We start from the raw sequence: 17,931 nt of genomic DNA on the forward strand, positions 1-17,931 counted from the left end.
GTCAGTCCTCGTCGTCCTCGTCGAGGTGCTCGTGCGTATCGGCGATGCCGCGCTTCCAATACCCGGTGATCGACGAATGGTGCTTGGTAAGGCCCAGCTCGTCGCGCACCCAGCGCCGGAGAGGCTTGATAGCCCCGGCTTCGCCGGCGAGCCAGACGAAGACCCGCGAACCCTCGGGGATCTCCACGGCGAGCGCACCGCGGATCAGGTTGTCGGTCGCGGCACCGCCCCCGTGCAGCCAGGTCACCGAGACGCCCTCCGGTGCATCCAGCGACTGCTCCGACCTCGGGCCCTCGACCTCGACGACGACCGCACCTGATCGGGAGCGCGGGCTCTCCTCCAGCCAGCGGGCGACGGCGGGCAGTGCCGTCTCATCGGCGACGAGCACGTAGAAGTCGTAGTCGTCGCTCACCCGGTATCCCCCGGGCGGACCGGCGATGTGCGCCCTGTCTCCCGGCTGCGCGTCTCGCGCCCAGTCCGAGGCGAGTCCGCTCGCGTGCACGACGAAGTCGATGTCGATCTCCTGTGCGTCCGGTCGGTGAGCACGCACAGTGTACTCGCGGCTCGTGGGGATCGGTCGGGGCCAGATGAGGTCATCGCCGTCGGGCAGGGGCAGTCGCAGCTCCCCCGTGTCGGGTTCGGGGAAGATGAGTTTCACGTGCTCGTCGAAGATCGCGCTCTCGAACCCCGCCGCTCCCTCGCCGCCGAACGTGAGCCGGATCATCGTGTCCGACAGGCGGGTCGTGCGCACGACCTCGACCTCGCGGACCCGCACCGGGAAGTCGACGTACTCGACCGGGGCAGGTGCGATCGCGGTCATCGTGCCGTCTCCGCTGCCATCGCCTCGCGCAGCGAGCGCGGGCGCAGGTCGGTCCACGTAGTCTCGATGAACTCGAGGGTGGCCGACCGGTCGGCCGGGCCGAAGACGATCCGCCAGCCGGAGGGGACCTCGGCGAACTCGGGCCACAGAGAGTACTGCTCCTCGTCGTTCACGAGTGCGAGGAAGACTCCGTCTTCATCGTCGAAAGGGTTGGTGCTCATCATTCGCCTTCCTGGTGTGCGGGGTGTGCCGAGGCGAGTGCCGCGGCGAGGATCTCGAGGGTGGTTCCGCCGACGACGTCGGCATACTCGATCGCGCCGCCGGCGTCGCGCACGGCGGTGAGGAGTCCGATCACGCGGACAGAGTCGAGCCCGTAGTCACGGAGGTCCTCGTCTCCCCCGACGTCGGTGAGATCGTCCGGGACGACGGCGGCGGCGAGTGCGCGGGCGCGCTCGAGGGCTTCAGACGGCGACATGTGTTCCTTTCCTGTCGTCGGCGGTCTCTCCCGCCGACCTGTCGTGGGATCGGTGGCTCCGTCCGACGGCGGCCACCAGGGCATCCGCGATCTCCCCCGCGCGCACGGCCGTCGTCGACAGGAGCGTCGAAGTCAGACCGTGCTGGTGCTCGCCCTGACCCACGAGCACCAGGCGCGCCGTGCCGGGTTCGGTGAGGGCGGCCGAGTGATCGCGGCGGAGGACCGGGCGGCCCGCGTCATCGCGACGGAGGAGACCGGCGTCGTCTTGCAGCAGCTCTGCGGTGTCGAAGGGACGGTAGCCGGTGCCGAACACCACAGCATCGACGTCGAGCAGAGTTCGGGAGCCGTCGAGTTCCGAGTGGATCGTCGCCTGCACTCCCGACGGCTCCTCCTGCAGGGCGACGAGTCGACTGACCCGATGCAGCACCAGACGCTCCCGGCCGAGCCACGCATCGCCGTACATCCGGTCGAAGAACGCGCGGATCACCGCGGTGCTGGCGACGCCGTTGTTGGCGTTCCTGTGCAGGGCATCGAGACGGGTGCGCACGGCGTCCGGGGCATCGAAGAGCAGGTCGACCGAGTCCGGGTCGAAGATCCGGTTCACCAGCGGCCCCTGGTCGCTCGGCGCGACGCCGAACTGCGAGGAGACGAGGTGCACAGCGGCCTCGGGGAACCGATCGGAAAGGTCGAGCGCGACTTCCATCGCGCTCTGCCCCGTTCCGACGACGGCGAGTCGTCGCGGAGCACGCAGCTCCCCCACCCGGTGCACGTGGTCCGCCGAGTGCCACACCCGTCGTCCGGGGAGGACACTTGCCGGGAACCGCGGCCGGAGTCCCGCGGCGACGATGACGCTGCGGGCGCGAACGGTGTGCACGTCGTCAGACGAGGTCACGAGCACGTCGAAGGCCTCGACCTCACCGTCGATCCGGATCGGCGTCACGCGCTCGACGCGGGATCCGTAGCGGACGACATCGGCGAAGGCCTCCGCCACCCAGCGCAGGTATGCGGCGAACTCGATCCTCAGGGGCTCGGCGCACCCGCGGTTCGTGAAGTCAACCAGACGCTGCCGCTCGTGCAGGAAGGCGACGAACGAGTAGGGCGAGACCGGATTGCGGAACGTGACCAGGTCCTTCAGGAACGAGATCTGCATGCTCGCGTCTTCGAGGAGCATTCCCGGATGCCAGGTCGGCTCCTCCTGCGCCTCGAAGAACACCGCGTCCAGCGGCCTGCCCTCCTGCGCGTGTTCCCGGAGCGCGATCGCGATCGCCAGGTTCGCCGGACCGAATCCGATGCCGACGACATCCACCGTCTCGGGGACGTTCTCGGCGCCCTCCGTCATCGCGGCGTTCACGAATGGTTCCTCTCCTGTGCGGCGACCCCTCGACGGTCGACCTTGCCGACGCCGGTGGCCGGGAGCTCATCGACGAGGGCGATAACGTCGGGGACCTTGTACACCGCGAGCCCCACCGCCGCGAGGTGCCGACGCAGATCGACCGGGCGCAGCGGGATCGGGGTGCCGTCCGGTCCCGCACGCCGCACAACGGACGCGTGGACCCTCTCCCCCATCGCCTCGTCGGAGATGCCGACGACCGCCGCGTCATGCACGTCGGGATGCGTGAGGAGGGCGTTCTCGATCTCCTCCGGCGCGATCTTCTCGCCGCCGCGATTGATCTGGTCCTTCGAGCGGCCGACGACCGTGAGGTACCCGTCCTCCCGCTCGACCACGATGTCGCCGGTGCGGTAGAAGCCATCGGCGGTGAATGATCGCGCGTCGTGCTCCGGCGCGCGGAAGTAGCCTCGGATCGTGTATGGGCCGCGCGTCAGGAGCGCCCCCGGTGTGCCGGACGGCACCGGCCGGTCGGTCTCGTCCACGACCCGCACCTCGTCGTCGGCGCTGATGCGCAGGCCCTGGGTCGAGAGCACGGTCTCGATGTCGTCATCCAACCGGGTGTAGTTCACGAGTCCCTCCGCCATGCCGAAGACCTGCTGCAAGCGGCATCCGAACGCAGGCTCGATCCGCTCGGCGACGCTGCGGCTGAGCTTCGCCCCACCGACCTGCACCACCTCCAGGCTGCGCAGATCGTGCTCCTGCCGCTGCGGCGCGTTGAGCCAGGAGAGGATGAGCGGCGGCACCGCAGGGACGATGGTCACACCGTGACGTTCGATGAGCGCCAGCACGGCATCGGGGCCGGGGTCGGTGGTGAGCACGATGGCACCGCGCGCGGCGATGATGCCGAGGATGCCCGGCGAGGACATCGTGAAGTTGTGGGCGACGGGCATCGCCACGAGCATGCGGCTGCCCGCGTGCAACCTGCAGATGCGGGTGCTCTCGCGGACCGAGTAGAGGTAGTCGTCGTGCGTGCGGGCGATGAGCTTGGGCGTGCCTGTGGTGCCACCGGACAGCTGAAGGAATGCGAGGTCACCGGGCGCGACCGCAACGGTCTCGGCTTCGGGACGCCCCTCCGATGCGGTGTCGACGTCGCTCGCGAGCAGCACCCCGCGCACACTCGGCACGAGCCCGGCGACCTCGGCGGCGAGCGCCGCGTGTGCGAATCCGCCGATCCGTTCCGCTGTCACGATCAGGACCGCTTCCGCCTCCCGGCAGAAGTGCAGCAGTTCTGAGCGGCGATGTGCGGGCAGGGCGAACAGGGGAACCGCACCGATCCGGAACAGGGCGAACACGACGACGACGAACTCGGCGATGTTGGGAAGCTGCACGACCACCCGGTCTCCGCGGCGCACACCGTGGTCGGCGATCAGCGCCGTGGCGAGCCGCCCGACACGTGCATCGAGGTCGCGATAGATCCAGGCGCGTTCGCCGTCCACCACCGCGAGGCTGTTCGGTGCCGCGGCGACGGCATCGCGCAGCAGTTCGTCGAACGTCGCGCCGATCCAGTGCCCCGCCTGCCGGTACCGGGCGGCGAACTCCGCGGGGTAGGGCACCACGCCCTCCACCGTCAGCGGCTGTACGGTCGGCGGATCCGTGGCGACGGGATTCATGCGACACCCGCCAGGGAGCGACGACGCACCGGCGTGACGGCGGCGAGAGCACGGAGGGCGGAGCCGAGCTTCGCCGCGGTCTCGCGGTGCTCCGCGACCGGATCGGACCCGGCGACGATTCCGGCCCCGGCATGCAGGCGGGCGGTCGTTCCGGAGACATGGATACCCCGCAGCGCCAGCGCCCACTCGCCATCGCCGGACGAGTCCATCCACCCCACGAGGCCGGCGTACAGTCCGCGGTCCTCCGGCTCGAGGATGCGGATGAGGTCGCGCGCGGCGGCCGTCGGCGTTCCGCACACGGCGGGGGTCGGATGCACGGCTGCGGCCACCTCGAGCACGGTGGTCCCCGGGATGAGCTCGCCCTCGATCGGCGTGCCCAGGTGCCACAGACGCGGTGTCTCGACGATCACCGGTTCCGCGGGGACGGCGAGCGTCGGTGCGAAGGGGCGCAGTCGCTCGGCGAGGGCCGAGACCAGAACCGCGTGTTCGTGCCGATCCTTCGCGGAAGACGTGAGCGCCGCGCGCGCGGCGTCATCGGCGCGCGGATCGTCGTGGCGGGCGGCGGTCCCCGCCAGAGGGAGGGAACGCAACCGCGTGCCCTCGACCGCGGCGATGAGTTCGGGCGAGGCCCCGACGAGCACACCGCCCTCGTCGTCCGGCACGTGATACGCGTACGCGGCCGGGTTCTGCCCGGCGAAGGCCCGGAAAAGCGCAGGGGTGTCGATCGGATCACCGGCCTCGAGGTGCATCGTGCGGGCGAGGACCACCTTCGTCACGATGCCGGCCTCGATGGCGCGCAACGCGGCTCCCACCGCGACCCGGTAGCCGGGGTCGTCCGGCGGGATGACGGCAGCGGCCCTCTGGGCGGGTTCGGACGATGCGCCGACGATCGGCCCCACCGGGGATCCGTCGGTCTCCCCCGCCTCCGGGAAGACCTCGACCACGTGTTCCGGCACGATGATGTGCGCCGGCTGCGAGGGGTCGAACGGGATCGCGCCCAGAGCGATCCGACGCACGCCGTCTTCCGCCTCCGCCCGGCGCAGCATCGAGAGAACCGCGTCGGCGAGGCCGGGTCCGGCCGCCTGCTCCCGCGCCAGCACCGCGCGACGGCCGGTACCGTGCCACCGTCGACGACCATGGAAGATGACGTCATCCGATCCGTACATGTTCTCTCTCCTCACACTGCCTGCGGGTTCGTCCGGGATCCCGGGACATCCGGGATCCCGCTCAGCACGCCGTCGCCCCGCCGTCGACGGTCAGCGTCTGCATCGTGATGTGGCGGGCGTCCTCCGACACGAGGAAGGCCACGGCGGCGGCGATGTCCTCGGGGTCGGCGACGCGTCCGAGCGGGATGCCGTTCCGGAAGCGCGCGGCGTCGCCCGTGATCGCGGCCGCCACGGCCTGCGCCGTGCGATCATCGCTCCCGGGGATCCCCTCTGCTGCGGTCGCTGCCGCGGGGGTCGCGGACGCCCGCCGCTGCCCGGCCGCGACGAGCATGGCCGTGCGTGTGCTCCCCGGAGCCACGACGTTGCATCGCACCCCGTCTGCGGCGAGCTCGAGCCCCAATCCGATCGTGTACTGCGCGACGGCCGCCTTGGAGGCGCCATAGCCGACCATGCCCGCACGTGCGGTCGCGGCGGCGTTCGAGGAGACGGTCACGATCGACCCCTGTCCTCGCCTTGCCATCCGCGCCCCGACTGCTCTGGACACCGTGGCCACGCCTAGCACGTTCACGGCGAGCATGTCGGTGAGATCCTCCGGGTCTCCTTCCAGGGCGGATCCTGTCCGCAGGATCCCCGCGGCGTTGACGAGCACGTCGATGTCCGCCTGCGTCTTCTCGATCTCGGCGACGACGCCCTCGATCGCGGCGCGGTCGGTGACATCGATCATGAAGTCCGCACCCGGATCACGGTCCAATCCGACGACCGCCCGTCCGTCGCGGCGGAGTCGGGCCACCACCGCGGCGCCGATGCCTCCCGCCGCCCCGGTCACCAGTGCGACCGTGCTCATCTTCCGACTCCTGGAGCGCCCGGGGCGAGAGCGGCGAGAGCCGTGTCGGTGTCGAGCACGCGCGCGCACCGATTGGCCGCGTAGTCCAGCGCGAAGAGGTGATCCTCGCGAGAGAAGTCCGCGACGGCGTCGGCGACGAGAAACGGGCGGATGTCGTTCATGAACGCGTCGGCAGCGGTGAGCAGGCATCCGATGTGCGCGTAGACGCCGACGATCACGAGCTGATCCCGATCCCGGGCCGCGAGGGTCTCGCGCAGGGGCGTCCGGATGAACGCGTTGTACCGCCATTTCGTGAGGATCGTGTCGCCCGCGACCGGCCGCAGCTCGTCGACGATCGCGGCGCTCTCCTCGTCCTGCAGACCCGGACCCCAGAACTCGGACAGGAGCCCGCGATCGACGGGGTCCTGTCCGGCCGGCTGCGCGGTGTAGATCACCGGCACGCCGGCAGCCCGCGCCGCGTCGAGCAGACGGGCGATGTGGCCGATCGCCAGACCGACGGGGCCGTCGGCTTCCGCGAAGGCGTCGACGAAGTACTGCTGCATGTCGTGCACGAGGATCGCGCTGCGGGTCGGATCGAGCGTCCAGTCGACACGGCCTTCCGGGTGCTCGTCGACACCCGGAACGTCATAGGTCGCGATACGGGGAAGCCCCATGTCACTTCTCCCCGTTGCCGGCCACGGCATCGACGAGCACCGGGACGAGCCGCTCCAGCAGCCACGGCTCCGTGAGCGGTGTCGGGTAGGCGAGCGGCGAGGCGAACGCGTCGTCGATCACGGCGTAGCGTCCGGCGGCGACCGCGGGGATCTGGCGGAAGAGTGCGTCCTTCTCCAGGTCGGAGCGGGTCAGCAGTCCCTCGTCGCCGAACGGATATCCCATGAGCAGGATGTCGGCGTCGAGCAGGTCGAGGTTCTCGCGGCTCACCGCGGCGGAGGTGGCGCCGAAGTCGGACGCGCGCTCCGGAAGGGTGAGGCCGAGCTTGGTGAAGAACGTGACGTCGCTGCCCTCGTACGAGATGTAGGTGATCTGCTCGGGATGGATGACGGCGTAGGTGAAGGTCGTCCCGGCGAGCTCGGGGTTCGCGGCCGCCGTGGTGGCGAAGTCGGCGGCGATACCGTCGATGACGTCCTTCGCCTGGTCGCTGCGCCCCAGAGCGGCGGCAGCGGATTCCGTGCGCTGCTCCCAGGTCATGGCGCTCAGTCCGTCTTCGCCCGTGTACGAGACGATCGGGGCGATCTTCGACAACTGCTCGTAGTCGGCGTCGAGGGTCCAGCCGCTGGTGGCGAGGATGACGTCGGGCTCGGCCACGGCGATCGCCTCGTAGTCGACGCCGTCGGTGGAGTCGTAGGTCTTCAGCGTCGTCTCGCCCAGCTCCTCCAGAGCCTCGGTCTCCCAGGGATCGAGCTCGGCATCGCCGTACTGCGGGCTGATCACCGGGACCACACCGAGAGCGAGGGCGATGTCGAGGTCGACGGAGGACACCACGGCGACGCGCTCCGGCTTGGCCTCGAGCGTCGTCTCTCCATAGGGGCTCGTGAGCGTCATCGGATAGCCGGCCGCGGTCCCGGTCGATGAGGACGGAGTGTCGGCGGAGGCGCCGCATCCGGCGAGCAGCGAAGTGCTGACGACGAGGGCGGCGGCCGCCGCGGTCAGACGGCGGAGCACGGAGCGGGTCATGTGTCTCTACTTTCTTCAGGGTGAAAGAGGCTTCAGGGCGAAAGAGGCTTCAGGTCACATCCCGTGTCGCCCTCGCGGCAGCACCAGCGGTGCTCCGGTGTCGGGGTCGGCGATGATGCGGGCCTGCACCCCGAACACCTCCGCGACGAGGTCGGCGGTGATGACGTCGGCGGGCGGGCCGGAGGCGACGATGGCGCCGTCGCGCAGGGCGACGACGGTCGACGCGTAGCGGGCGGCGTGCGCGAGGTCGTGCAGCACCACGACGACGGTCGTCCCCTCCGCGACGAGGTCGACCAGCAGATCGAGCACCTCCACCTGGTGGGCGATGTCGAGCGCACTGGTCGGCTCGTCGAGCAGGAGGAGCGGTGTCTCCTGCGCGAGCGCCATCGCGATCCACGCCCGCTGCCGCTGCCCGCCCGACAGCGTGTCCACCGGACGGTCGACGAGGTCGGCCACCCCGGTACGCAGGAGCGCCCTGGCGACGATCAGGTCGTCGGAGGCCCGGGTGCTCGCGAAACGTCGGTGTGGGTGGCGTCCGCGTCGCACGAGCTCGGCGACGGTGATGCCCTCGGGTGCCACCGGGCTCTGCGGGAGGATTCCCAGTCGCCGCGCGACCTCGCGGGTGGGCATCGCGTGGATGTCGGCGCCGTCGAGGAGCACCGATCCGGCCTGCAGCGGCACGAGGCGGGAGAGGGCGCCGAGCAGCGTCGACTTGCCCGATGCGTTCGGCCCGATCAGTGCGGTGATCCCGCCGCGTGCGACAAGGAGGTCGAGGTCGCTGACGATCGTCTTCGCCGCATAGCCGGCGCGAACGCCCTGTGCGGCGAGTATCGGCTCCTCCGCACGACCTGCGTGCGAGGGAGCGGAGGGCGTCTCGTCGAGTAGGGTCATCAGGCGTCCGCCTTCCGGGTGAGGAGCAGGAAGATGAGCACGGGTGCGCCGATGAGGCCGGTCACGACGCCGGTCGGAACGGGGCTCACGAACGGTGCGGACTGCGCCACCACGTCGGCGAACAGGAGCAGTGCGGCGCCGACGACCGCTGCGGGGAACGGACCGCCCTGCCGGACCAGGCGTGCGGCGATGGGTCCGGAGACGAGCGCGAGGAACGCGATCGGCCCGACGACGCTCGTCGCGAGCGCGGCCAGCAATGCCCCCAGCAGAAGCGCGGCGACGCGGATCAGGCCGACGCGCGTCCCCAGCCCCCTGGCGAGCGGGTCACCGAGCCGGATCGCGTCGAGCGAGGGGTCGATGACCGCGACGGCGACGACCCCGAGCGCGAGGGCGGCGAACAGGAGCGCGACGTCGGACCACTGGGTACCGGCGAGCGAGCCGATCATCCAGCGCATCGCGCGCGTCGAGGTCATGCTGTCGGCGAAGGTGAGCAGGTAGCTCGTCACGGCCGCGAAGCACGCCCCCACGCCGATGCCGACGAGCACCAGGCGATAGGTGGAAGATTCGCGTTTCCAGCTGAGACCGAAGATCACGAGCACGGCGAAGACGGCACCGACGATGGCGCCTCCCTGCACCGCGATGCCCGTTCCGCCCAGCCCCACCAGGACCGCGACCGCCCCGGCGCTCGCTCCGCTGGAGACGCCGATGATGTCGGGGGTCGCCAGCACGTTGCCGATGAGGCGCTGGTACACGACGCCCGCCATGCCGAAGAGCGCGCCGACGAGCACTGCGGTGAGCGCGCGGGGAAGGCGGGACTCCCACACCACGAGTCGTGAGACGACGGTCCCCTCGCCGAAGAGCGCCTCGAAGACGGCGTCGGGCGAGAGCTCTGCACTCCCGCCGATCAGGATCTCGATCGAGAAGGCGGCCATTCCGACGGCGACAAGGGACGCGAAGACAGCGGTCAGACGAATCCGGGCCCGCCGTCGAGCATCTCTCAGGCTCGTGACGACAGTTCCCTCGGAGGTGACGTCCCGGTCGGGGAGCACCCCGGCGGTGAGACCCATGACGCCCGCCCCGCTCATGCTTCGACCAGCTTCCTGGTGCGGGCCAGGACGACGAAGACCGGCGTTCCGACCACGGCGGTCATGATGCCGACCGCGATCTCCCCGTTTCCCGGAGTGATGCGTCCGGCCACGTCGGCGGCCAGCAGCACGGCGGCACCGCAGACCATTCCGAAGGGGACGAGCAGCCGCTGATCGGCGCCCACGATGAGCCGGCCGAGGTGCGCGCCGATCAGACCGATGAAGCCGATGGGTCCTGCGGCAGCGACGGCCGCGGCGCAGAGCAGGACCGCGACGAACGCGACCCCCAGCTGGGCACGGCGCACGCGGACGCCGAGAGCGGCGGCGGTCGACTCGCCCAAGGAGAGCGCGTTCAACGTGGCGCCGCACAGGAGTGCGAGGACGATTCCGGTCACCGCGAAGGGCCAGACTTCGGGGATGGCCTCCCCGCGTCCGGCGAGCTGTCCGATCGACCAGAACCGGTAGCGGGAGAACGAGGTGTTGTCGCGCACGATGAGGAGGTTGATCACGGCAGCGAGCATCGCGGCCGTCGCCGCCCCCGCCACCACCAGGCTCATGGCGGTGGACGCCGCCCGTGAGAGGCGCGAGATGGAGAAGACGAGTGCGGCGGCGATGCCGGCGCCGGCGAGGGCGAACCAGAACGTCGCACCGACCCCGGCGAGCCCCATGAGCACGATCCCCGCCACGACCGCGCAGGCCGCTCCCATCTCGACGCCGAGGATGCCGCCGTCGACCAGCGGATTGCGGGTCAGTCCCTGCATGAGCACGCCGGCCCCGCCGAGGCAGGCGCCGACCAGGAGGCCGAGAACGGTCCGAGGCAGTCGCTCGGTGATCACGACTGTCGCCTCGAAGTCTCCGTCCGGGGCGCCGCTGAGAGCAGCCGACAGTGCGCGGATGACGACGTCGGGCGCGATGTCACGCGCCCCGATCGCGAGGGAGAGCAGTGCGGCCACCGCGAGGAAGACGAGGAGAGCGACGAGGCCGAGCAGCCGTCGTCGCATGCTCGAGCGCACGGGGCCGAGGACGGCACGAGGGTCCGTGGCGATCTCCTCAGCGACCTTCCGCTCAGAGACATCCGCCGTCTGGGTCGTACTCACCTCGTGCCCTGCTCCCGTCATCCGCGGTCATGACCTCACGCGAAGTCCGAGGTTAGGCTAACCTAACTATTTCCCACTCAGCGTTCCAGGAGTCCCATGTTCCGTCCACTTCCATCCGTCGTTCCAGAGCCGCGTTCCGAGGCTGGAGAGGATGTCGACGCCGAGACAGAGGAGCGGTCGGATGTGGATGGATTCGGCCCGTGGGGACACGGCACGCATCGCCACGACGACGATCAGTTCATCGTCGCGTTGAGCGGCAGCGCCGTGATCGACGTGGACGGCGAGCAGTTCACGGTCGACCAGAGCCAGGGGGTGTGGATTCCCGCGGGCTTCCCGCATTCCGCGCGCTTCCATCCGGGATTCGCGCCGTTCGTGCACCGCACGGGTTCGCCGACCGACGTGGTGCCGGCGCCGTGTGCGGTCAGCGTGACCGGAGAGCTGCGCAACCGCCTGCTGGCGACCTCGATCTCCCGCACGGACGCCTCCCCGATCCTTTGCGCCGCGTTGCGGAAGGGCGGGTTCCACCGCCCGGTCCGCGAAGGAGGCACTCCAGTCGCCGCTGGCACACCCCTGGCGGCCGCGGGCGGAGATCCGGACGCCGCCGGGAGCGGGTGTCCTGCCACAGAGCGCACCCGGATGCGGGCGGAGATCGCGCGCCTCGCTCGAGCGGAGCTGCACGGCCCCCTCACCGTCGCGATCAGTGCCGCCCTCCATGCCGACCCCTCAGACGACCGCACTCTGGACGGATGGGCCCGACGGCTGCACACGAGCACGACGAGCATCCGCCGCGCGTTCGTGGCGGAGCTCGGAACGAGCTATACGACGTGGCGTACGGCGGTCCGCCTCGAGGCAGCGGTCGCTCTTCTGCACCGGGGCTATCCGGTCGCGAACGCCGCGCGAGCCGTGGGGCTCACCCACAACGGTCTGCTCGCCGCTTTTCATCGTGGTTACGGCTGCCGACCGAGCGCGATGCGACTCCAGCAGACGCGCGATGCGTCGCCGTCGAGCGGGGGTGCGGCGTCGCGAAGTCGGTAATGTGAGCATCCGGCACTTCACGCCGGGAACACCCATGTCCGTTGGACTTCTGGCCGTCGTCGACGACATCCTGAGCGCAGCGATGAAGGCGTCGGCCAAGGCGGCCAGCGTCGTGATCGACGACGCCGCGGTGACTCCGCAGTACGTGCAGAGCCTCACGCCTGCCAGGGAGCTGCCCGTCGTCGGCAAGATCGCCCTCGGGTGGCTGGCGAACAAGTTCGTGATCATCATCCCGGCGGCGCTGCCGCTGACCGCGTTCGCTCCGTAGGTGCTGCCGTATCTGCTGATCCTGGGCGGGGCCTACCTGTGCTTCGAGGGCGCCGAGAAGGTGCTCGAGTGGTTCGGCGTGCAGCACGGTCACGCCGACAAGGGAGCGCGCGATGAGAGGAAGCTGGTGCTCGGTGCGGTGCGCACCGACCTGATCCTCTCGACCGAGATCATGCTCATCTCGCTCGCGAGCCTCGAGAAGGGGCTCGACATCTGGGCGACGCTGGCAATCCTCGCCGTGATCGCGCTCGTCATGACGAGTGTCGTCCACGGCACGGGTGTCGTCTACGGCGCTGTCGCACTGCTCGTGAAGATCGACGACATCTGCCTGAAGATGGCGAAGAGCCCGGTGCAGCGTGTGCGTCACACCGGCACCAGGATCGTGCGCTCGATGCCCGGGGTGTTCCGTTTCATCAGCATCCTCGGCACGGTCGCGATGCTCTGGGTCGGCAGCCACCTCGTGCTCGTGAATCTGGGCGAGGTGGGGTGGCACTTCCCGGTCGACATGCTGCACGCCGTGGAACACGCGCTCCACGGTCTCGGTCCGGTCGTGGTCTGGATCGTGGACACGATCATCTCCGCGATCGCCGGTCTCATTCTGGGGCTGCTCATCGTCGGGATCGTGCTGGGCATCGCGCGGCTGTTCGGCAAGACCCCCAGCTTCCACGAGGGCGAAGAATCCCCCGCCGACGTCCACGTCTGAGCATCGAGACACGACTGTCCGCACAGGCCAGAACACGAATCCACGCCGGCGCACTCACGCCGCGATATCGTACCGGGCTCTGCCACCGAGCCTCGGTCTGCGCTCGGGGTCGACGTTCGGCGGGGAGGGGATGAGCCACACCCTCGCCGCGAACCCCCGCCCCTCGATCCTGATCTCCCAGTCGTTGTCGTGGATGCGGTGGTGACAGCTCTCGCAGAGCAGCACGCCCTCATGCCTGAGCCGTCACCGAGCACTGGTGCTGGTCCGTCGACTGGACGCCATCTCGCACGCTGACCCGGTCGCGGGGGTTGACGTTTCGGCGCATGTTCTTGATGTTTCGACGTGTCATCACCGGAACGCCTCGACCTTGGCGCGTTCCTGTGCGTACCTCTGGAACAGCACCACCCGTGGCAACTGAACTTTCGCGCGGCGGGTCTTCTCTCTATCCGTTTGTGATTTGAGTCTTTCATCCCGTCCGACACCACGTTCCCGCCTCTGGGGTATTCGCCTGAGCCGCCCCGTCCCTTCCGGGTGGTGGTTGATTTCGATGTCCTCGCTCGCACCCAGGCCGAGGCGCAGCACATCGTTGATGAAGTGCTGATCGAGGAGCTCGCCGGCCCTCCTGACCAGCTCCGCACAGACGGCGACCGGGTATTCGGCGAAGAATTCGGTGACGATGTCCCGCACATCCGCTCCTGGATACCCGCACCCGAGGCCTCCCCCGCCGCTCGCTTGGTTCCGCCACCAGGGTGGGGGCCGTTCGAGGACTCGGGGATCCCGGAGATCGTTGCGGAGGTGTTCCCACCCGAACCGAGCACCGGTGACTTCCGCCTCCCGGACGGCACACCCGACCGGGAAGGTTTCGAGGACGCGCACGAGCGGTGGCGCGACGAGTGTCTCTCGCTCGCGGTGCAGGCCTCCCGCCTCCCCGAGACGTTGGACAGGCTGGAGCGGGCCGAGCGGGTTCGAGACGGCCTCGTCGATCTTCTGGAGCGGGAGCAGCTTCCCGTGGAGCCGATGAAGGATGAATATCTCGTCACGGTCGCCCCGTCGTTCGAGAGCGAGTACGAGGACATGGTGTTCAGGTCCGACCACGCCCAGCGGCGGTCCAACGTCACCGCGACCGCGCTGCGACGCGAACACGCCCTTCAGGGGCTCGTGGCGGAGGGGGGTCCGCGGACGGTGTTCCTTCCCGAGCGGTTTCACCGCGAGTGGGCGCCGGCAGATCTGATCGCCCTGCAAACCCTGCGCGTGCTGGTGGAGCGGGAGAACGCAGGGGAAGGCAAACCCTTGCTGGACCGGGCGCAGCGGGAGGAACTGGAGGCGATGCTGTTCGCCGCCGACCCTGACATTCGTGTGGTCGACCCTGACGACCCGGGTGGGGCTGAACTGTATGCGGGGCAGGCGTCGGAAGCTCACGACTGGATGCCGCCGGGCGTGTATGACGCGACAGGGATCGACGGAGAAGGCCAGTTCCGGCTCGTCGTCGGCCGCTCCCCGATCGGGGATGGGGTGACGGCGTCGGCGGCGTTCCCACCCGCCGCGCACGACAGTGCTGTGGTGAACGAGATCGCCCGCATCCTGGAGCAGGAGACCGAACAGCACGACGCGGCTGAGGTCCTTGACCGGATCAACGCTGCAGTCCTCGACACCGGGCGGACGGCCGCTGCCCCGGGGATATTCGCCTTTCCGAGAACACGTTGACGAGACTGGAACGCGGGGCGCTGCTGAGCGAGTTCCTCGCCGAACGGGAACAGCACGTGGATTCGGATCCAGACGGCCCTGAGCCACCTTCCCCGGGTCGGGGTTTTGGCCGGAACCTGTAGCAGAGGGTCGTCGTTGATCGGTGGTGCTGGGAACTGGTGTGTTTGACGATTTGGCGCATGTTCTTGACGAAACGGCGCATCCTGGCCCGAAACAATCGCGGAGACAGCGCCCGCTCGGGTATGGGTTGAGGTTCAGAAGGGATGCTCAGGAGCGGAGATTCTGCAGGCAGCACGGTCGCTGCCGCACCTTCCCAGTGACACCACGCACGAGTCCCCGGGCCCGTGCCGTGTTCCAAAGGAGGTGCACATGACCATCACCGACCCCGCCACCTGGCCGATGCCCACACGGCTCCCCAGGGAGCTCGGGGAGGCTGCCGTCGCCTACGCTGCCGCGGGTATCCCGGTGTTCCCCTGCGCACCCGGTCAGAAGCGCCCGCTCACGGAGCATGGGTTCCAGGACGCCACCATTGACCCGGCTCGGATCGCCGCCTGGTGGGGGCGGTATCCGGACGCGAATATCGGCGTCCCGACGGGGACCATGATCGACGTGCTGGATGTAGACGTGCACGCTGCTGGCACCGGGTACCCGATCCTCCGCACCCTGCAACGAGAGGGGCTGATCGGCTGGTGGGGGCAGGCCGTGCGCTCCCCATCCGGTGGGCTGCACCTGTATTACCCGACAGACCCAGAACAGGCACGAGGGTCGTGGTCCCGGGGGCGGGCGCATGTGGACTTCCGCGGAACCGGCGGCTACATCATCGCCCCGCCCTCCACCATCACCACCGGCCATGGGGACCGCCGCTACGAGGTCATCGCCCGGGGTCGTCGCCCGCGCCCAGTTGACGCGGATGCGATCCGCGAGCTGCTGACGCCTCAGCCAGGGCGAACACTCCGCCCGGTCGATCCGGCGACGCTGCGGGAGGGGACGGTGGAGCAGCTCGCGGCCTGGGTCGCCGCGCTACCGGAGGGGAACCGGAACGCGGGACTGTTCTGGGCGGCATGCCGACTTGCTGAGGCCGGCCTGCCCGAGCTCGACACTCTCGGTGCGCTCGAGCCTGCCGCGTCCGCCGCCGGCCTCGAGGCGCGGGAAATCGCGGCAACGATCCGCTCCGCCCACCGTGCCACGACGATCACTGGGTTGCCGGACGATCCTGTCGCGCAGACTGTTCGCTCCTTGTTTGGGATCGGGAGGTAACTATGACCGGCCCGGCAGTGACAGCTCGTGCCCTGCGCGATCTGGAGCTGAGCCCTGGCGGGACCCCAGTTGCTGGGGTGTCGCGGTTCGTGATCGTGCTCGCGGTCACCGGGACGATCCTGCTCGCCCTGGGAGCGTTCTGGCTGTCGTTCACGACCCTCCGTGACCTCGCCGTCCTGTCCGGGATCCCCGAGGGGCAGGCGTGGATGTGGCCGCTGATCGTGGACGGTGTGATCCTGGAAGCCACGATCAGTGTCGTCGCGCTGCGGGAGTCCGCCCGCACCGCGAGGCGGTTCGCATGGCTACTCCTCGGCGCGGGTGCCGGAGTGTCAGTGGCGGCGAACATCACCCACGCGGTCGTCGCCGCCGACACCCGCGTCCCCGCCCTCATCGCCGCATTGGTCGCGTCAGTACCACCGTTGGTACTGCTCGCGATGACGCATCTCACCGTCGAACTCACCCGCAACACCAGTCCGACCATTCGAGAATCGGCCCCTCCGCTGTCGGTGGCCGAAGAGACCACCACGGTCGCGACGTCCACCCACCCGCACCGGCCCGAGCAGCACCCGATACCCGAGCCGCCGGAGACGACGGCCGTCGCGCGGCCGGTGATGACTTGCGGAGGAAGCAGGCAGCGAGGAGAAGCCCGAGTTCGGGCGGTTGCACTTGATGCGGAGGGTGTGTCGAAGCGGCAGATCGCCGCGCAACTCGGGGTGCACCCCACCACCGTAGGCCGGTGGGTGAACACACCTGACCGTCAACAGGACGGAGACCCCCATGATTGATCCCACCATTAGCCCCGGCCCGGGTCGCGTGGATGCGCCGCCTCTTCGAGAGAGCCACGATCAGCACGCGGACGAGGGTAGACGTAGCGACACCGCAGCGTCGCCGTCGTCCGCTGTGGCGGCTGAGGAGGCGCGGGCATCGGAGTTTGCCACTCACGGCGACCCCACCATCACCCGCGACGACCCGGACCCGGTCTCGAAGCGTCCGGGCGTGCAATGGGTGCGACCCACAGATCTCGCCGCCCGCGCTGGGGCCGTCGCCCTGGACCGTGGGGCCGAGTTGAACACGCGCCTGCGGGACGCGGTCCTCGACGGGGTCCGTGAGGGCCGCGCCCAGTTGCAGGAGCGTCTGGCCCGCAGGCAGGAGGCCCTGGATTCAGATGGGAGCAGTCCGACGAGCGTCTTGGGGCGTGGGGTCGGGAGGACGGGGGTGAGCCGGTGACCGCTGCCTGTCCCGGCACCACCCGAGTGCCGAACGACACCCACACCCCCTAAACCAGCAATCTCGCCTTCCGGCTGCTCACTGTGACACGGATGGCACCGCACAGGCCCGCACGAGTACGGCGGGTCTGCTGGTCTCCCCCATGCCACCGCACGGCCGTGCTGCGTGCGATGGCGGTGATCGGCGATCTCAAGTCGGGGTTCGTCCTGGTGGGTGTCGCACCTATCTGTTGACGGATCTCATCACGTTTCAGGAGTCGCTATGAACCATCACCACCCATCCACACCCACCCAGGCGGCATCATTGCCGCCGGACTTCACCACCAGCGAAGGGCTGCGCGAGCTACTCACCGAGCTGAACGAGCACAACGCCTGGGCCACCCGCCCAGTCGCCGCGGAGCTCATGGTGTACGCCACCGGGAAGTATGCGCCGATCGCGAAAGCCTGGCACCGCGACCCCACCGACGCCGCCTATGAGGCGTTCCTCGCGATGCGGCAACCCACCACACTCAAAGCGGATGATCCGTGGGCGGTGATCACGCGTGCGGTGGCGCTCGGCATCGCCGCCGAAGTCCACGCCGACCGCAACATGACGTCCCAGGACAAAGCGCGGCGCCCGTCGAAAAGGCCGGCGGAGGAGCCGATGCGGGCCGGGCACTACGAGGAGTTCTTCTACGACGTCCACCC

18 protein-coding genes and 2 pseudogenes are annotated in these 17,931 nt (G+C 69.6%); 7 read left to right on the top strand and 13 right to left on the bottom strand.

What is annotated here, in order from left to right; all coding sequences use genetic code 11:
- Position 1 precedes the first annotated feature (1 nt).
- From ACTIAO_RS02950 to ACTIAO_RS03005, 12 genes are all read right to left on the bottom strand, one after another.
- Positions 2–820 (bottom strand): siderophore-interacting protein, encoded by an 819-nt coding sequence (locus tag ACTIAO_RS02950; RefSeq protein ID WP_121657602.1) that lies wholly within the window; start codon positions 818–820, stop codon positions 2–4.
- Entirely contained in the window at positions 817–1,041 is a 225-nt protein-coding gene (locus ACTIAO_RS02955) for an MbtH family protein (protein WP_121657603.1), read from the bottom strand. The genes ACTIAO_RS02950 and ACTIAO_RS02955 overlap by 4 nt, the downstream gene beginning before the upstream one ends.
- On the bottom strand, positions 1,041–1,295 hold the full coding sequence (locus tag ACTIAO_RS02960) for a phosphopantetheine-binding protein (protein ID WP_183086090.1): 255 nt from the start codon (positions 1,293–1,295) through the stop codon (positions 1,041–1,043). The genes ACTIAO_RS02955 and ACTIAO_RS02960 overlap by 1 nt, the downstream gene beginning before the upstream one ends.
- The gene (locus tag ACTIAO_RS02965; protein ID WP_121657605.1) at positions 1,282–2,646 is read right to left on the bottom strand and encodes a lysine N(6)-hydroxylase/L-ornithine N(5)-oxygenase family protein; all 1,365 of its coding nucleotides are present in this window, start codon (positions 2,644–2,646) and stop codon (positions 1,282–1,284) included. Before ACTIAO_RS02965 ends, ACTIAO_RS02960 begins: the two co-directional genes overlap by 14 nt.
- On the bottom strand, positions 2,643–4,295 hold the full coding sequence (locus tag ACTIAO_RS02970) for a (2,3-dihydroxybenzoyl)adenylate synthase (protein WP_121657606.1): 1,653 nt from the start codon (positions 4,293–4,295) through the stop codon (positions 2,643–2,645). Before ACTIAO_RS02970 ends, ACTIAO_RS02965 begins: the two co-directional genes overlap by 4 nt.
- Positions 4,292–5,461 carry an isochorismate synthase gene (locus ACTIAO_RS02975; RefSeq protein WP_121657607.1) on the bottom strand — a complete coding sequence of 390 codons (1,170 nt, stop codon included), beginning with the start codon at positions 5,459–5,461 and terminating at the stop codon, positions 4,292–4,294. Before ACTIAO_RS02975 ends, ACTIAO_RS02970 begins: the two co-directional genes overlap by 4 nt.
- A gap of 61 nt (positions 5,462–5,522) precedes the next feature.
- Positions 5,523–6,305 carry an SDR family oxidoreductase gene (locus tag ACTIAO_RS02980; RefSeq protein ID WP_121657608.1) on the bottom strand — a complete coding sequence of 261 codons (783 nt, stop codon included), beginning with the start codon at positions 6,303–6,305 and terminating at the stop codon, positions 5,523–5,525.
- On the bottom strand, positions 6,302–6,958 hold the full coding sequence (locus tag ACTIAO_RS02985; RefSeq protein WP_121657609.1) for an isochorismatase family protein: 657 nt from the start codon (positions 6,956–6,958) through the stop codon (positions 6,302–6,304). The genes ACTIAO_RS02980 and ACTIAO_RS02985 overlap by 4 nt, the downstream gene beginning before the upstream one ends.
- 1 nt (position 6,959) lies before the next feature.
- Positions 6,960–7,979, bottom strand: coding sequence for an ABC transporter substrate-binding protein (locus ACTIAO_RS02990; RefSeq protein WP_121657610.1), 1,020 nt, complete (start codon positions 7,977–7,979; stop codon positions 6,960–6,962).
- Between the two features lie 54 nt (positions 7,980–8,033).
- Positions 8,034–8,870: an ABC transporter ATP-binding protein gene (locus ACTIAO_RS02995; protein ID WP_121657611.1), complete on the bottom strand. Its 837-nt coding sequence runs from the start codon at positions 8,868–8,870 to the stop codon at positions 8,034–8,036.
- Positions 8,870–9,955, bottom strand: a complete 1,086-nt coding sequence (locus ACTIAO_RS03000) for a FecCD family ABC transporter permease (RefSeq protein WP_220700319.1) — start codon at positions 9,953–9,955, stop codon at positions 8,870–8,872. The genes ACTIAO_RS02995 and ACTIAO_RS03000 overlap by 1 nt, the downstream gene beginning before the upstream one ends.
- Positions 9,952–11,052, bottom strand: coding sequence for a FecCD family ABC transporter permease (locus tag ACTIAO_RS03005; protein ID WP_220700320.1), 1,101 nt, complete (start codon positions 11,050–11,052; stop codon positions 9,952–9,954). The genes ACTIAO_RS03000 and ACTIAO_RS03005 overlap by 4 nt, the downstream gene beginning before the upstream one ends.
- Positions 11,053–11,148: 96 nt before the next feature.
- Between ACTIAO_RS03005 and ACTIAO_RS03010 the strand changes: the two genes are divergently transcribed.
- Both ACTIAO_RS03010 and ACTIAO_RS03015 read left to right on the top strand, forming a co-directional pair.
- The gene (locus tag ACTIAO_RS03010; RefSeq protein ID WP_121657613.1) at positions 11,149–12,087 is read left to right on the top strand and encodes an AraC family transcriptional regulator; all 939 of its coding nucleotides are present in this window, start codon (positions 11,149–11,151) and stop codon (positions 12,085–12,087) included.
- 34 nt (positions 12,088–12,121) lie between these two features.
- Positions 12,122–13,057, top strand: a pseudogene (locus ACTIAO_RS03015) (DUF808 family protein).
- Positions 13,058–13,405: 348 nt separating this feature from the next.
- Here ACTIAO_RS03015 and ACTIAO_RS03020 read toward each other — a convergent pair.
- A complete protein-coding gene (locus ACTIAO_RS03020; protein ID WP_147439046.1) occupies positions 13,406–13,744 on the bottom strand; it encodes a hypothetical protein in 339 nt (112 codons plus the stop codon).
- 249 nt (positions 13,745–13,993) lie between these two features.
- Here ACTIAO_RS03020 and ACTIAO_RS03025 point away from each other — a divergent pair, with 249 nt between their 5' ends.
- The 5 genes and pseudogenes from ACTIAO_RS03025 to ACTIAO_RS03045 form a co-directional block, all read left to right on the top strand.
- On the top strand, positions 13,994–14,761 hold the full coding sequence (locus ACTIAO_RS03025; RefSeq protein ID WP_441904789.1) for a hypothetical protein: 768 nt from the start codon (positions 13,994–13,996) through the stop codon (positions 14,759–14,761).
- A gap of 369 nt (positions 14,762–15,130) precedes the next feature.
- Positions 15,131–16,018 carry a bifunctional DNA primase/polymerase gene (locus tag ACTIAO_RS03030; RefSeq protein ID WP_441904790.1) on the top strand — a complete coding sequence of 296 codons (888 nt, stop codon included), beginning with the start codon at positions 15,131–15,133 and terminating at the stop codon, positions 16,016–16,018.
- 2 nt (positions 16,019–16,020) lie between these two features.
- The gene (locus ACTIAO_RS03035; RefSeq protein ID WP_246802449.1) at positions 16,021–16,803 is read left to right on the top strand and encodes a DUF2637 domain-containing protein; all 783 of its coding nucleotides are present in this window, start codon (positions 16,021–16,023) and stop codon (positions 16,801–16,803) included.
- Complete coding sequence (locus ACTIAO_RS03040; protein ID WP_441904791.1) at positions 16,796–17,245, top strand: hypothetical protein; 450 nt, start codon at positions 16,796–16,798, stop codon at positions 17,243–17,245. The genes ACTIAO_RS03035 and ACTIAO_RS03040 overlap by 8 nt, the downstream gene beginning before the upstream one ends.
- Positions 17,246–17,506: 261 nt before the next feature.
- Positions 17,507–17,931 (top strand): annotated as a pseudogene (locus ACTIAO_RS03045) (hypothetical protein); the annotation flags it as partial.

The sequence above is a fragment of the Microbacterium sp. genome (genome assembly GCF_052099035.1).
Lineage (GTDB): Bacteria > Actinomycetota > Actinomycetes > Actinomycetales > Microbacteriaceae > Microbacterium.

Coding starts and splice junctions, on each gene's coding strand:
- ACTIAO_RS02995 (WP_121657611.1), bottom strand. CDS start 8,870: ATGACCCTACTCGACGAGACGCCCTCCGCTCCCTCGCACGCAGGTCGT.
- ACTIAO_RS03000 (WP_220700319.1), bottom strand. CDS start 9,955: ATGAGCGGGGCGGGCGTCATGGGTCTCACCGCCGGGGTGCTCCCCGAC.
- ACTIAO_RS02960 (WP_183086090.1), bottom strand. CDS start 1,295: ATGTCGCCGTCTGAAGCCCTCGAGCGCGCCCGCGCACTCGCCGCCGCC.
- ACTIAO_RS02975 (WP_121657607.1), bottom strand. CDS start 5,461: ATGTACGGATCGGATGACGTCATCTTCCATGGTCGTCGACGGTGGCAC.
- ACTIAO_RS02955 (WP_121657603.1), bottom strand. CDS start 1,041: ATGAGCACCAACCCTTTCGACGATGAAGACGGAGTCTTCCTCGCACTC.
- ACTIAO_RS02990 (WP_121657610.1), bottom strand. CDS start 7,979: ATGACCCGCTCCGTGCTCCGCCGTCTGACCGCGGCGGCCGCCGCCCTC.
- ACTIAO_RS03010 (WP_121657613.1), top strand. CDS start 11,149: ATGTTCCGTCCACTTCCATCCGTCGTTCCAGAGCCGCGTTCCGAGGCT.
- ACTIAO_RS03040 (WP_441904791.1), top strand. CDS start 16,796: ATGATTGATCCCACCATTAGCCCCGGCCCGGGTCGCGTGGATGCGCCG.
- ACTIAO_RS02980 (WP_121657608.1), bottom strand. CDS start 6,305: ATGAGCACGGTCGCACTGGTGACCGGGGCGGCGGGAGGCATCGGCGCC.
- ACTIAO_RS02985 (WP_121657609.1), bottom strand. CDS start 6,958: ATGGGGCTTCCCCGTATCGCGACCTATGACGTTCCGGGTGTCGACGAG.
- ACTIAO_RS02950 (WP_121657602.1), bottom strand. CDS start 820: ATGACCGCGATCGCACCTGCCCCGGTCGAGTACGTCGACTTCCCGGTG.
- ACTIAO_RS02970 (WP_121657606.1), bottom strand. CDS start 4,295: ATGAATCCCGTCGCCACGGATCCGCCGACCGTACAGCCGCTGACGGTG.
- ACTIAO_RS03030 (WP_441904790.1), top strand. CDS start 15,131: ATGACCATCACCGACCCCGCCACCTGGCCGATGCCCACACGGCTCCCC.
- ACTIAO_RS03035 (WP_246802449.1), top strand. CDS start 16,021: ATGACCGGCCCGGCAGTGACAGCTCGTGCCCTGCGCGATCTGGAGCTG.